Annotated in this window: 13 protein-coding genes and 1 tRNA gene; 10 read left to right on the top strand and 4 right to left on the bottom strand. The window is 74.2% G+C overall.

What is annotated here, in order from left to right:
* Positions 1–1,008, bottom strand: a complete 1,008-nt coding sequence (locus tag ACHFIV_RS27460; RefSeq protein WP_398974422.1) for an SEC-C domain-containing protein — start codon at positions 1,006–1,008, stop codon at positions 1–3.
* 205 nt (positions 1,009–1,213) lie between these two features.
* Between ACHFIV_RS27460 and ACHFIV_RS27455 the strand changes: the two genes are divergently transcribed.
* The 3 genes from ACHFIV_RS27455 to ACHFIV_RS27445 all read left to right on the top strand — a co-directional run bounded on the left by ACHFIV_RS27455 (position 1,214) and on the right by ACHFIV_RS27445 (position 3,391).
* Entirely contained in the window at positions 1,214–1,546 is a 333-nt protein-coding gene (locus ACHFIV_RS27455) for a DUF6412 domain-containing protein (RefSeq protein WP_398974419.1), read from the top strand.
* An 89-nt stretch (positions 1,547–1,635) separates the two neighbouring features.
* Positions 1,636–2,406: a YidC/Oxa1 family membrane protein insertase gene (locus ACHFIV_RS27450; protein ID WP_398974416.1), complete on the top strand. Its 771-nt coding sequence runs from the start codon at positions 1,636–1,638 to the stop codon at positions 2,404–2,406.
* A gap of 124 nt (positions 2,407–2,530) precedes the next feature.
* Positions 2,531–3,391, top strand: a complete 861-nt coding sequence (locus ACHFIV_RS27445; protein ID WP_398974412.1) for a fumarylacetoacetate hydrolase family protein — start codon at positions 2,531–2,533, stop codon at positions 3,389–3,391.
* Between the two features lie 73 nt (positions 3,392–3,464).
* Here the strand turns inward: ACHFIV_RS27445 and ACHFIV_RS27440 are convergent, their stop codons facing one another.
* A complete protein-coding gene (locus tag ACHFIV_RS27440; protein ID WP_398974409.1) occupies positions 3,465–3,944 on the bottom strand; it encodes a heme-degrading domain-containing protein in 480 nt (159 codons plus the stop codon).
* Complete coding sequence (locus ACHFIV_RS27435; protein ID WP_398974406.1) at positions 3,941–5,047, bottom strand: Gfo/Idh/MocA family oxidoreductase; 1,107 nt, start codon at positions 5,045–5,047, stop codon at positions 3,941–3,943. The genes ACHFIV_RS27440 and ACHFIV_RS27435 overlap by 4 nt, the downstream gene beginning before the upstream one ends.
* Before the next feature lie 56 nt (positions 5,048–5,103).
* Here ACHFIV_RS27435 and ACHFIV_RS27430 point away from each other — a divergent pair, with 56 nt between their 5' ends.
* The 5 genes from ACHFIV_RS27430 to ACHFIV_RS27410 all read left to right on the top strand — a co-directional run bounded on the left by ACHFIV_RS27430 (position 5,104) and on the right by ACHFIV_RS27410 (position 9,695).
* Positions 5,104–6,243 carry an ROK family transcriptional regulator gene (locus ACHFIV_RS27430; protein ID WP_398974403.1) on the top strand — a complete coding sequence of 380 codons (1,140 nt, stop codon included), beginning with the start codon at positions 5,104–5,106 and terminating at the stop codon, positions 6,241–6,243.
* Positions 6,244–6,557: 314 nt separating this feature from the next.
* A complete protein-coding gene (locus tag ACHFIV_RS27425) occupies positions 6,558–7,442 on the top strand; it encodes a hypothetical protein (protein WP_398974400.1) in 885 nt (294 codons plus the stop codon).
* Between the two features lie 143 nt (positions 7,443–7,585).
* Complete coding sequence (locus ACHFIV_RS27420; RefSeq protein ID WP_103514844.1) at positions 7,586–8,380, top strand: HAD-IIA family hydrolase; 795 nt, start codon at positions 7,586–7,588, stop codon at positions 8,378–8,380.
* 66 nt (positions 8,381–8,446) lie between these two features.
* Positions 8,447–9,010 (top strand): hypothetical protein, encoded by a 564-nt coding sequence (locus ACHFIV_RS27415; RefSeq protein ID WP_398974397.1) that lies wholly within the window; start codon positions 8,447–8,449, stop codon positions 9,008–9,010.
* 1 nt (position 9,011) lies between these two features.
* Positions 9,012–9,695, top strand: a complete 684-nt coding sequence (locus tag ACHFIV_RS27410) for a class F sortase (protein ID WP_398974394.1) — start codon at positions 9,012–9,014, stop codon at positions 9,693–9,695.
* Positions 9,696–10,048: 353 nt separating this feature from the next.
* Here ACHFIV_RS27410 and ACHFIV_RS27405 read toward each other — a convergent pair.
* A tRNA-Lys gene (locus tag ACHFIV_RS27405) sits at positions 10,049–10,122 on the bottom strand.
* Between the two features lie 168 nt (positions 10,123–10,290).
* On the opposite strand from ACHFIV_RS27405, the gene ACHFIV_RS27400 reads away from it, so the two are divergent.
* On the top strand, positions 10,291–11,580 hold the full coding sequence (locus ACHFIV_RS27400; RefSeq protein ID WP_398974391.1) for a peptidoglycan-binding protein: 1,290 nt from the start codon (positions 10,291–10,293) through the stop codon (positions 11,578–11,580).
* Between the two features lie 37 nt (positions 11,581–11,617).
* Positions 11,618–13,558, top strand: a complete 1,941-nt coding sequence (locus tag ACHFIV_RS27395) for an SPFH domain-containing protein (protein ID WP_398974389.1) — start codon at positions 11,618–11,620, stop codon at positions 13,556–13,558.
* The last annotated feature ends 15 nt before the right edge of the window (positions 13,559–13,573 follow it).

Below are 13,573 nucleotides of genomic sequence, written 5' to 3'. Positions count from 1 at the left end.
TCAGCTCACGCCGTGGCACTCACGGTACGAACGGCCCGAGCCGCACCAGCAGGCCGCGCTGCGCGCCGGAGGCCACGGGACGGCGCGGCCCCGGGCCGCCAGCGTCGTGGCGTACTGGGGGAGCAGGTCGGGGTCGGACGGGGACGCGGCCTCCGACGCGGCGAACGCCTCGTAGGAGGGGACGGTGCCGGTCACGATGCCGAGATTCGGCGTGCCCGTGGCGTGCAGGTCCCGCAGGGCCGCCTCCAGGCGCGCCAGGTGGTCCTGGTGCGAGAGGTACTCCTGGCCCAGCTCCGGGTAGGCGGTGAGCAGCTCACGCAGCTCGCCCTCGGGCCAGTGCAGCACCGCGACGGGGAACGGACGGGACAACGCGCTGCGGTACGTCCCCAGTTCGGCACGGAGCCGGGTGATCTCGGCCCGCAGCTCGCCCGGGTCCGAGGAGCCGAGGGACCACAGGCGCTTCGGGTCGTGCAGCTCGTCGAGGGGGACGGCGGCCGTGTGCAGCGTGTCGGCCAGCTCGTCCCACGCGTCGTGGGTGACACCCATCAGCCTGCGCACCCGGTGCCGTCCGATCAGCAGCGACTGGGTGGCGTAGGGGACCTCCTCGCCCGGGGCGATGAGCAGCGTCAGCGCGGTCGAGAAGAAGTCGTGGGCGGCCTCCAGCTCGTCGTGCGCCTCGAGCGTCTCCGCGGCGATCTCCCACGGGGCCGCTTCGAGGGGGCCGGCGACGCGGATGCCGTCGATGATCGCGCGGGCCTCCGCCTCGTGGCCGTACTCCCACAGATTGGCCGCTTTGAGGGCTTTGACCAGGTACGGGTGCTCGACGGCGATGTCGGGGGAACTGAGCAGCTCGTCGTAGAGGGTGCTCGCGCGGGCGCGCTCACCGGCGAGCTCCAGATGGGCCGCGGCCTGGAGGAACAGCGGTTCGTGGTCCTCGGGGTACTGCGCCGCGGTGCGCAGCAGGCGCTCGGCTTCGGTGATGTGGTCGGCAGGCGTGTCGGGGCGCATGAACCACACGGTACTGCGGGACGGGCACGAGGTGAGAGGGAGCCGACCGGAGCGCTGATGAAGGCCCGGAGACGGGGCGGAGAACACTCGGCGCTCCTGTCGGCCGCGCCCGGTTCACCCCCCGGCGGCCCCCTCGGCCGCCGGACGCCGATCGTGTATAACGGCTGAAGGACACGAACGGACACGGAGCGACGAGGGAGGGCCGATGAACGACGACATGAACCACGTCCGCCGTGCGGTCGTCCGCCTCCTGCGCCCCGCGGCGTTCCTCGTCCTGTTCCTCACCGAGGTCCTCCTCGCCGAAGGCGGCAGCTTCTCCGCCGCCGTCGCGCTCGCCGCCACGGCGGCCGCCGGCTCGGCGCTCCTCGTCTGCTCCGTCATCAGCGCCCGCTGCGCCGCCCCCGTACCCCGTACGCGGGTGCGCACCGCCATCCGCGACCGCGAGAAGCGCACCGCGTTCCTCCCGCAGCGGGACCCCGACGCCCGGGGCCGCACGAGGCCCCGAGCGCCCGGGGCCGCCCTCCTGACGGCCGCGTAGAGGGCGCACCTTCCTCACCGCCCTCTGTGCGGGCCGTCCTGCCGAGTTCCCTGACTCCCGGCACGACGAGACCCCCGGAGGGCTCACCCATGTCCGCTTTCATGTCCGCCTTCGCGAGCCTGGTCGGCGCGCTCGCCGACCTGCTCCAGCCGCTCTTCCAGCACACGTCGACCGCTGCCGCGATCGTCCTCTTCACCGCCCTCGTACGGCTCGCCGTCCACCCCCTCTCGCGGGCGGCGGCGCGCGGGCAGAAGGCCCGCACCAAGCTCCAGCCGCAGATCGCCGAGCTGCGCAGGAAGCACTCCAAGAACCCCGACCGGATGCAGAAGGCGCTCATGGAGCTCCACGCGAAGGAGAAGGTCTCGCCCCTCTCCGGCTGCCTGCCGAGCCTGCTCCAGATGCCCGCCTTCTTCCTGCTCTACCACCTCTTCTCCAGCCAGAGCATCGGCGGGGACCCGAACGCGCTGCTCGGCCACGAGCTCTTCGGCGCCCCGCTCGGCGAGCGGTGGCACGACGCACTCGCCGACGGTGGCCTCTTCGGTGAGCAGGGCCTCGTCTACCTCGCGCTCTTCGTGGTCGTCGTCGCCGTGGCCACCTTCAACTACGGGCGCACCAAGCGGCAGATGGCCGCCAACCCGATGACCCCGGCCACCGGGCCGGACGGACAGCCCGTACCCGGCATGGGAGCGATGACGAAGGTCATGCCGCTGATGTCGTTCCTGACCCTCTTCTCGGTGGCCTTCGTGCCGCTCGCCGCGGCCCTGTACATCGTCACGAGCACCACCTGGACCGCCGTCGAGCGCGCGTACCTCTACCGGGAGAGCCCGGCGGCCGAAGCCGCCGTCGCACCCGCCGTGTGAGCGGTCCGGTCCAGTGTGTGAACAGGGTCTTGCGGAGTGATCGGATGTCTTGGAGGATCGGCCAAGCCTTTCGCTGGCCGCAACCCATCGACGGGCTCGACCTCGACCAAGGGGAGATGGACCGTTGAAGCTTCTTCGCGTGGGTACGGCGGGCTCGGAGCGCCCCGCCCTGCTCGACCGTAACGGGACCTTGCGTGACCTATCGGGCCTCGTCACCGACATCGACGGCGAGCTCCTCGCCGACGCCTCGGCGCTGGCGCGGCTGCGGGAGGCCGCCCAGACGCCCGACGTCCTGCCCCCGCTGGCGGCGGACGGCCTGCGGATCGGGCCGCCCCTGGGCCGGATCGGCAAGATCGTGTGCATCGGGCTGAACTACCACGACCACGCCGCCGAGACCGGGGCGGCGATCCCGGACGAGCCCATCCTGTTCTTCAAGGCCCCCGACACCGTCGTGGGGCCCGAGGACACGGTGCTCGTGCCGCGCCGCAGCAAGAAGACCGACTGGGAGGTCGAGCTCGCCGTCGTGATCGGCCGCACCGCCCGCTACCTGGACACCGCCGAGGAGGCGCTCGGACACGTCGCCGGATACGCGACCTCGCACGACGTCTCCGAGCGTGAGTTCCAGATCGAACGCGGCGGCACCTGGGACAAGGGCAAGAACTGCGAGACGTTCAACCCGCTGGGCCCGTGGCTCGTCACCGCGGACGAGGTGCCCGACCCGCAGGCGCTGCCGCTGAAGCTGTGGGTCAACGGGGAGCTGAAGCAGGACGGCACGACCGCCCAGCAGATCTTCCCCGTGGGTGAGGTCGTGCGCTACCTCAGCCACTTCATGACGCTCTACCCGGGCGACGTCATCAACACCGGGACCCCGGCGGGCGTGGCCATGGGCCGGCCCGAGCCGAAACCCTTCCTCCGCGCGGGCGACGTGGTGGAACTCGAAGTGGCGGGACTGGGGCGCCAGCGCCAGGAGCTGAAGGACGCGTAACCCCTTCCGCGCGCCGGACGCGGACCGGCCGCCGGACCACCGGCGGCCGGCCTGCCGGGCCCCGGCGCCTCGGTCAGTCCCGGGGGCGTGCCGTGAACTGCTCCAGGGCCTCCACGACCAGGGCGTGGTCCTCGGCCTGGGGAAGGCCCGAGACCGTGACCGAGCCGATCACGCCCGCACCCTCCACCGCGATGGGGAACGATCCCCCGTGCGCGGCATACGTGTCCAGGTCCAGCCGCGAGGACTCCTCGAACGTGGTGCCCTTGGCCCGGAACCGTGTCCCGACCAGGTAGGAGCTCTCCCCGTACCGCTCCACCACCTTCCGCTTGCGGTCGATCCAGGCGTCGTTGTCCGCGCTCGAACCCGGCAGCGCGGCGTGGAACAGCTGCTGACCGCCCCGTCGGATGTCGATCGCGACGGGGGCGTGACGCTCCCGGGCCAGCGCGACCAGCAGGCCGCCCAGCGCGTAGGCGTCGTCGTAGCCGAAGCGGGGCAGCGTCAGACGCCGCTCCTGCGCGATCAGCTCGGAGATGGTCGGTGCGCCGGGGCTCATGCGTGCTGCTCCTCGTCGTGGTGGGGGGTGAGGGTCACGGAGACGCCCTCGCGGGCCGAGCGCCGCGCCGCTTCGAGGACGTCCAGCGCGGCGGCGGCCTGGAGCGCCGTCACCGGGTTCTCGCCGCCCCCGCGCAGGGCGGAGGCGACGGCCGAGTAGTACGCGGGATAGTCACCCGGCAGCGTGGGGACCGGGTCACCGCCGCCGGTCAGGGGGGACTCACCGGAACCGAGACGGCCCCACATCTCCTCGGGCTCCACGCCCCACGGCGCGCCGGGCGCCGGGCGCGCGCCCTCACGCAGGGCGGCCTCCTGCGGGTCCAGGCCGTACTTCACATAGCCGGCCTTCGAGCCGAGCACCCGGAAACGTGGGCCGAGCTGCGCGGTCGTGGCACTCGCGTACAGATGTGAGCGGACCCCGCCGGCATGCGTGACCGCGATGAAGGTGTCGTCGTCGGCCGCCGCACCCGGGCGGCGTACGTCGGACTCCGCGTACACCTGCACCGCGGGCCCGAACAGGGTGAGCGCCTGGTCGACGACATGGCTGCCCAGGTCGAACAGCAGACCGCCGATCTCCTCCGGGTCGCCCGACTCGCGCCAGCCGCCCTTGAGCTGCGGGCGCCACCGCTCGAAACGGGACTCGAAGCGCTGCACCTCACCGAGCTCGCCGTCCTCGATGAGCCCGGCCAGCGTCAGGAAGTCGTTGTCCCAGCGGCGGTTCTGGAAGACCGAGAGCAGCAGCCCGCGCTCCGAGGCCAGCGCGGCCAGCTCACGGGCCTCGGCGGCCGTACCGGCGAGGGGCTTGTCCACCACCACCGCAAGCCCCGCCTCCAGGGCGGCCCGCGCGAGCGGCACGTGCGTCCTGTTCGGGGAGGCGATCACGATCAGGTCCAGCTCGTCCGCACGCGGCCACAGCTCGTCGGACGAGGCCGCCACGCGCACGCCGGGGAACTCGGCGCGCGCCTGCGCCTGCCGCTCGTCGTCCGACGTGACGACCGTGTCGAGGACGAGGCCCTCGGTCGCGGAGACCAGCGGGGCGTGGAAGACGGAACCCGCCAGGCCGTAGCCGACGAGCCCGACGCGGAGAGGAACGTTGGCAGTCATGCCGTCCACTTAAGCAACGCTGTTGCCAAAGTGCAAGCGATGGGGACAATGGGGCGGTGAACAGGAGCAGCAGCAGGAGCGGTGGCGCGAATCTGCCGGCCTTGCGTCACCACAACGCGTCGCTCGTCCTCGACCTGCTGCGCGCGGCCGGTGAGCGGGGCATCAGCCGGCTGGAGCTCGCCGAGCGCACCGGCCTCACCCCGCAGGCCGTCAGCAAGATCACCACCAGACTCCGCGCGGAGGGCCTCGCCGCCGAAGCCGGGCGGCTCGCCTCCACGGGAGGCAAGCCCCGGACCGTCCTGCGGCTGGTCCCGGACGCCGGACACGCGGTCGGGCTCCACCTGGACCGCGACGAACTCACCGCCGTCCTGGCCGACCTCGCCGGCACCACGATCGCCACCCGCGCCTTCCCGCTCGACCTCGGCGCCCCGGCCGCCGAGGTCCTCGCCACGGCCGCCCACGCGGTGCGGACCGTACGGGCACAGGGCCCGCGGGACGCCGGGACCCCAGCCCGGCACGTCATCGGCGTGGGCGCCGCCCTGCCGGGCCCGCTGGACCACCGGAGCGGGGTGCTGCACCGGGTCACCGGCTTCCCCCAGTGGGACGGCTACCCGCTCCGGGACGCGCTCGCCGAACACACCGGGCTGCCCGTCGTCGTCGACAAGGACACCAACGCCGCGGCCCTCGGACTCGCGCTGCGCGAACCCGCCGACGCCGACTTCGCCTACCTCCACCTGGGCACCGGCCTCGGAGCCGGACTCGTCCTCGGAGGTGCCCTGCACCGCGGGGCCCGTACCGGCGCCGGGGAGTTCGGCCACCAGACCGTCCAGCTGGACGGCCCTCCGTGCGACTGCGGCGGGCGCGGCTGCATCGAGGCGCTCTGCCTCGCCGCCGCCGCCCGCGGTGACGTCGCCGAGGCGGCCAGGGTCCTCGGGGCGGGCGCCGCCAACCTCGTCGGGCTGCTCGACATCGACCGGGTCGTCCTCGGCGGGCGGACCGTCGCCGCCCACGAGTCCGCCTACGTGCGCGGGGTCCGCGCCGTGATCGAGGAGCGCGCCCGGCGCGAGGGCGTACCCGCCGCCGTACCCGTCACCGTGGCCGGGGGAGGCGACCGCCCCGTCGCGGAGGGAGCGGCCCAGCTGGTCCTCGCCCCGCTCTTCGGCCGCGCGGGCGAGGACGGCGGCGCACGCGGCTGAGCGCGGACCGCCACCGCCCCCGGGGGCACTCCCGCGCCACCGGACAGGCCCCGGCGGTCCGGCGCCGACCGCCCCAGGACGGCGCCCGACAGGTCCCGGCGCCGGCCGCCACCGGACGGGGCCGTTCGGGCGGACCCACCGCCCGGACGGACGGCGCGGGCCGCCGGCCGGTGGCGGACCCTCGCGCGCGCGTGGCAGCGTCACCGACTGAAACGTGTCGCCGTGGCCGTGCGTCCGGCCGCGCGTGGCGGCGCCGCCGCCGGAACCGGCGGCCCTCCGCCCCGTCCGTGCGCGAGCAGCGAAGGGTGCCCCCCATGTCCAGCAGACCCCCCGCGCGACTGCGCGACGGCCGTGCCCTGACCCGCCTCGGGCTGGCCGCCGGGCTCGTCGTCCCGGCCGGCCTCCTCGGTGTCCCGGCCGCCATCGCCATCCCCGTCACCACCCCCGCCGCCACCGGCGTCACGGCGGGCACCGCGGCCGTCACCGGCCCGGAGACGTCCGCCTGCGGTGACCCGGACGCCGAGGACTTCCCCATCGGGACACGGATCCACGGCGGACCCGACACGTACGCCTCCGGCGGTGGCTACGGGACCTGGTACCTCGACCTCACGAACACCACCTCCGAGCCGTGCCACGCCATCCACCCCGTCCTGGTGCTCACCGACGAGGACCGGACGCTGACCGCCGAGCAGATCCAGCTGGAGTTCACCGAGCGGGCGCACCCCGACGAGGAGCACCGGGTCAGCTGGGAGTCCACCGAACGCGACGAGCAGATCGGCGTCTTCGGCGGCGGGGAGCAGGACGACGACTTCCCCGGCTTCACGGTCCCCGCGAAGAAGACCGTCACCGTCGAGGTCCGGATGGCCTTCACCTCGGACACCCGGCCCGGCAAGGTCACGGCGCACGCCGCCATCGTCCAGCGGCACACCGGCAAGGGCGGAGCGGAGCAGGCGGACGGCGCCTCCGACGGGGACTGGGTGGGGGAGTCCGCCGCGTACTCCTTCGACATCGTCGAGAGCGGACCCGACGCTCCCCAGGACACCGGCACCACGCTCGACGCCGACGGCACCCCCGTGCCCGAGCTCGCCCGCACCGGCCAGGCGCGGGCCCGCTGGGCCGGTGCCGCGTCCGGGGCGCTCGTGCTCGCCGGATCCGTCTCCCTGATCCTCGCCCGGCGCCTGCGCGGTGGCCCCCGCTGACCCGGTGGCGCGGATCCTCCGTGATCAACCGGTTCCGCGCGGCGGACGGGGCGGCCTAATATCGGGGCGTCGGCGCTGCACAGCGCGGTGCCGCCGGCGTCCAGCACCCCGCGTGCACAGTGCGTACGGCAGGAGCCCGTCACATGGCAGAGCGCAAGCCGATCGAGTCCTGGCTGACCGACATGGACGGTGTCCTCATCCACGAGGGCACACCGATCCCCGGGGCCGACGCGTTCATCAAGCGGCTGCGGGATTCCGGACTCCCCTTCCTGGTCCTCACCAACAACTCCATCTACACCGCCCGTGACCTGCACGCGCGCCTCAAGCGCATGGGCCTGGACGTGCCGGTGGAGAACATCTGGACATCCGCCCTGGCGACCGCCCAGTTCCTCGACGACCAGCGGCCGCGCGGCACGGCGTACGTCATCGGCGAGGCCGGACTCACCACCGCGCTGCACGACATCGGCTACGTCCTCACCGACCACGAGCCGGACTACGTCGTCCTGGGAGAGACGCGGACCTACTCCTTCGAGGCGCTCACCAAGGCGATCCGGCTGATCAACGGCGGCGCCCGCTTCATCTGCACCAACCCGGACGAGACCGGCCCGTCCGCCGAGGGCCCGCTGCCCGCGACCGGTTCGGTCGCCGCGCTGATCACCAAGGCCACGGGCAAGGCGCCGTACTTCGCCGGCAAGCCCAACCCGCTCATGATGCGGACCGGGCTCAACGCCATCGGTGCCCACTCGGAGACCTCCGCCATGATCGGCGACCGGATGGACACCGACGTGCTCGCGGGGCTGGAGGCGGGGATGCAGACCTTCCTGGTCCTCACCGGCCTGACCACGGAGGCCGACATGGACCGGTACCCCTTCCGGCCCTCCACCGTCGTCGACTCCATCGCGGACCTCGTCGACCTCGTCGACCTGCCGTTGCCGTGACCCGACCGGGCTACAGCGGATGCGGGACGCCGCCCCACGCGTGAACCTTCCCTCAGGAGGTTTACGATGCGTTCACTGTCCCTCACGTTCTGTGCCGCAGTGGTGGCCGGGACGATAGCCCTTCCCGCGTCCGCCGCCCTGGCCGGTTCCCGGATCGCCGACCCCGGCGACGGGAACCGTCCGGGCACGGTCTTCGTCAGTCCGTCCCGTGTCTCCCCCGGCGGGGAGGTGGAACTCCGGGTCGACGCCTGCGGCAAGGGCAGGTCGGCCCGGGGCGACTCCGAGGCGTTCGAGTCCGAGGCGCGCTTCGTGCCGGCGGGCGGCGGGGGCCTCGTCGCCGAGGCCCGGATCCGCCCCGACGCCGCCCCCGACGACTACGAGATCTGGGTGACCTGCAAGGACGGCCACGGCAAGGCCACCGGCACGGTCACCGTCGTCCACCGAGGCCGCCCCTCGCCCGTCGCCCCCGTACGGGCCGGTGGCGGAGGCACCGCGGTGCTCGCCGAAGGAGCCACCGCCGACGAGGGCCCCGGCACCCGGCACGCCCTGACCGGCCTCGGACTGGGCGCCGTCGCGGCCGTCGCGGTCGCGTTCCGCAGCGTGCGCCGCCGCCGCCCGGCGCAGCACTGACGTGTCCGCCCCGGAGCGTCCGGCCGGCACCGGACGCCTGCTGACCGGCGTCGCCTGGGCCGTCCTCCTGCTGGGACTGTGGCTGTTCGGCCGCGCGGCCACCGCCGGCTACTCCGCACCGACGACCGGTGACGTCGCGGCGGTCGGCCGCCCCCTGGGCGTACCGCTCCCCCCGGCTCACGATCCGCTCGACGGCGCCGCGCCGCAGCGGGTCGAGATCCCCTCCATCGGGATCGACGCGACCGTCGTGCGACGCGGGCTGGACGGTGAGGGGGCGATCGAGCCGCCGCCGTTCGCGACGCCCGGCGCCGTCGGCTGGTTCGCCGGGGGTGCGGAGCCCGGCACCGAGGGCGCGGCGCTCTTCGTCGGCCACGTCGACACCGAGACGAAGCCCGCCGTCTTCTACGGACTCAGCACCGCGAGACCGGGTGAGAAGGTCCGGGTGAACCGGTCCGACGGAAAGGTCGCGGAGTTCACCATCGACGACGTCCAGGTCTTCACCCGGGAGCGGTTCGACGCGCAGAAGGCGTACGGTCCGCGCATGGACGGGCGTGCCGAACTCCGGCTGATCACCTGCGGCGGCACGTACGACCGCGCGTCCCGTTCCTACACGGCCAACGTCGTCGTCTCCGCTTACCTGACGGCGGAGAGGACCGCGCGGAAGAGCGCCGGGAAGAGCGCGTAGGCGAGCGCGGACCACGTGCGTACGTGCGGTGCGGTGCGAGCGCCGCGCTCCCCGGGATCCCCGGACCGGCCCGGCCCGGCCGGCGCCCGCTCCCCCTCGGGGTCGCCGCCCGGGCCGGTCCTCGACCGCGGTGCCCGGACCGCGGGAGTGGCCCTGGCACGACACGGGAGGTCGGGTCGTTCGCGCTGACGGACACTGTAGGCCGGTGACATATGGCGCGCGGAGGGTTTTCGGCAGAATGTCCTGATCCTGGTGGAGCGTCAGGGATGCGGACAGCGGGACCTGGCCGGTGGCCGCCGGTGCGGACACGACAGAGGCCCCCTCACACTCGGTGAGGAGGCCTCTGTCTTGCGTGCGCCGTCAGGGACTCGAACCCCGGACCCGCTGATTAAGAGTCAGCTGCTCTAACCAACTGAGCTAACGGCGCCTGCTGACCTGGAGAACTTTACCCGATGCGCGGGAGTGCTCCTGACCAATTCTGCTCCGGTACGGCCTGTCGGATGGTCGTTTTTTCCCTTTAGTCCGTCACGATGGCCTGTGCCGGAGAAGTTCGCAAACGGAAGATCTTGACGGCTTCCGAGGGAAGAGGAGCCCCATGACCGCGCCGGTCTTCGAGGAGTACGAACCCGCTGCCGACTGCGGCTGTCCGGGCTGTGCCCGGCAGCGCCGTACCGCAGCCTCGCTGCCCGTGCGCCACGGCGGGCACGCCGCCGCGCACGGTGCGCGCCGGGCGCTGGTGCTGGTCACCGCGGCGGGAGTGGTCCTGTCCTGCGGGGCGGGCCAGGCCGCCGCCACGGCCGGCGGGCGGGATGCCCGGGCGGGGACGGCGGCCGATCCGCAGCCGGTCACCCCGCAGGGCCCGGCGGGGCCACTGAACGGCGACGGAGCCACCGAGCCGCCGCCCGCCCCCGATACGGCGTCGCGCACGACGACCCGGGCCGAGATCATCGCCCGCGCGCAGGCGTGGGTTACCGCGAAGGTCCCCTACGACATGGCGGCGTACTGGCCGGACGGCTACCGGCAGGACTGCTCGGGTTTCGTGTCGATGGCCTGGGACCTCGGTACCAACGAGTGGACCGGCAGCCTGGCCGGATTCGGGACGAGGATCGACCGGGCCGACCTGGAGCCCGGCGACATCCTCCTCTTCCACAACCCGGCCGACCCGGCGGTGGGGTCACACGTCACGGTCTTCGGCGGCTGGACCGACCAGACGCACAGCCACTACCTCGCGTACGAGCTGACCCGCCCGCACGCGCGGAAGGCGACGACGCCGATGGCGTACTGGAGCAACTCCTCCAAGTACGTGGCCTACCGCTACAAGGGCGTCGTCAGCGGCGCGGGCACGGGCGGCAGCGGCGCGGCCACCGCGTTCCCCGGAGCCGCGGCGTTCGGCCCCGGTGCGGACAACGCACACGTGACCCGGCTCGGACACCTGCTCATCGCGCAGGGCGGCGAGCGCTTCTACACGAAGGGCGCGGGGCCGCGCTGGAGCGATGCGGACAGGCGGGCGACGCGGGCGTTCCAGCTGGCGCAGGGGTGGAAGGGCAGGGACGCGGACGGCATCCCCGGCCCGGTCACCTGGAGCCTCCTGGTGAGCGGCACCGGTCACAGGATCCCGGCCGGCCCGGACGCCGGCCCGGGCGGGGCCACGGCGTACCCCGGGAGGGGTTCCTTCCGGCCGGGGCAGGCCGGCAGCCACGTCGAACGGCTCGGGATCCAGCTGGTGAAGAAGGGATACGGCGCGCACTACACGTCGGGCCCCGGCCCGCGCTGGACGGAGGCGGACCGCCGCAACGTCGAGGCCTTCCAGCGCGCCCAGGGCTGGAGCGGGAGTGCGGCCGACGGCTACCCGGGGCCTGAGACGTGGCGACGGCTCTTCGCGTGACGGATCGAGTGACGGAACGGACATGACGGAGGCGGGAATGCGATCCATCGAAAACGTACGGGGCGAATGGGACGAGCTGGGCGAGCGGCACGTGCGGATCGTGCCCGGGCCCGGCGCCGGGGACGCGCCGGCGGAGGCGCCGCCCGCGACGGAGGCGGGCCCGGCCGTGCTGCCGGGGCCCGGCACGGAGCCGGAACCGGTGCGGGAGCCCGCCGTGGCCGTGGCGGACGACGCGTCCGCCGGGCCCGGCGTGGTGCCGCCCGTGCCGGAGGACGACGACATCCCGGCGGATCTGCGGCCCGCCCTGGACGCCGTGGCCGGAGTCGGCCGGGCGGTCCCGGCCGCCGGGGCGGCCGACCCGGTGGACCTGGACCTTGACCTGGGCCTTGACCTGGACCTGGACCTGGACCTGGACCTGGACCTGGGGCCTGGGCTGGGCCCCGACGTGGCTCCGGGCCTCCCTCCGGAGCACGCGTACGGACCGGAGTCGCCGGCTCCGGGGCCTTCGCACGCCCCGGCGGCGGGCATCCACGGGAACGCTGAGGCGGGTGCCGGGGCGGACACGCGGCCCGCGACCGCCGGGGGAGAGGAGGCCGCGACCTGCGCGGGACCGGGTGCCGTCACCCGCGCGGGCTCGGAGGCCGGCTTCCACGCGGACGAGGAGTCAGCGGTCGCACCCGGAGGCAGCCAGGCGGTCGCTGTCACTGTCCCCGAGGGGCAGGCGGCCACCGTCGTCGTCCCCGGGCGCCGGGGGAGCGGACCGGGGGACGGGGCGCCGGATCTCCGGCAGCCCCCGCCCGGTGCCGCCCCGTCCGGCGGTGACGGGGAGCACGCCCCGGTGACGCTCACCGCCGGGGCCGCGGACCCGGTCGCCTGGTGGGGTGCGGGACGCCGGCAGCCCGTCATCTCCGCGGAGACCACCGCAGCCATCCCCGTACACCTGCTCTTCCGCGACGACCACCACGGCGACAGGCCCGCAGGCGCGGCCGGTGGCACGCGGCGGCCCGCTGACCGCCGTCCGCCCCTGCCCCGCTCCCCCCAGCCGCAGGGGCCCGCCCGGCCCGCTCCCCTCGCCGACCCCCGGCTCACCGAACGGCCCGGCCCCGTGCTGCCCGGCTGGGCCGCGCTGTGCGCCGCCGCGTCGGCGGTGGTCGCCGGCCTCGCCGTGCTGGGGTGGCAGGGTGCACTCCCCGCCGCCGTGGCCGGTGGGTCCGGACCCGTGGCGCGCCCGTACGACGGCATCGGCCCCGAGGGCTGGGCCCTGCTGGCGCTGCTCGCGGCCGTGGTGCTGTTCGCGCTCGGAGGTCTCGGGCGGGGCCGGGCCGGGCACGCCTCGGTCCTGACGCTCTTCGGCGGCTACCGGGGCAGTGTCCGGCGCACCGGCCTGCTCTGGATCTCCCCGCTCCTGCGGCGGCGCCGGATCGACGTGCGCCTGCGGCACTGGCGCAGTGAGCCGCTGCCGGCCGTGGACGCGAGCGGCACAGCGCTGCGGGCCGTGGTCCATGTCGTCTGGCGGGTCGAGGACACCGCGCGGGCCGTGCTCGGTGTCGCCGACCACGAGCGGTATCTGAGCGACCAGGTGGAGTCCGCGCTGGCCCGGGTGCTCTCGCAGCTGCCCGCAGACGCCTTCCACGAGGACACCCGCACCCTGCGCGACGCGGAGGCGGTGGGCGACGCGCTGACCCGCATGGTCAAGGCGGACTGCGTGCCGGTGGGCATCGAGGTGTACTCCGCGCAGCCGACCGCGATCGAGTACGCCCCCGAGGTCGCAGCCGCGATGCAGAGGTGCCGGGTGGCGGCCATCGACGCGAAGCACCGCGACGGAGTGCTGACCTCCTTGGTCGACGCGGTGGACGACACCGTGGGCCGGCTGACCGCGCGCGGCATCGTCGAGCTCGACGCCTACGAACACAAGGCCCTGGTCAGGGACCTGACAGTGGCGTTCTACACCGGCCGGAGCGGCGGGGAAGGGGTCTGACCGCTTCCGGTTGCA

Source organism: Streptomyces sp. ALB3, assembly GCF_044385685.1.
Taxonomy (GTDB): domain Bacteria; phylum Actinomycetota; class Actinomycetes; order Streptomycetales; family Streptomycetaceae; genus Streptomyces.
The sequence above is the reverse complement of the archived record's forward strand: the minus strand, read 5'-3'. Positions and strand labels throughout refer to the sequence as shown.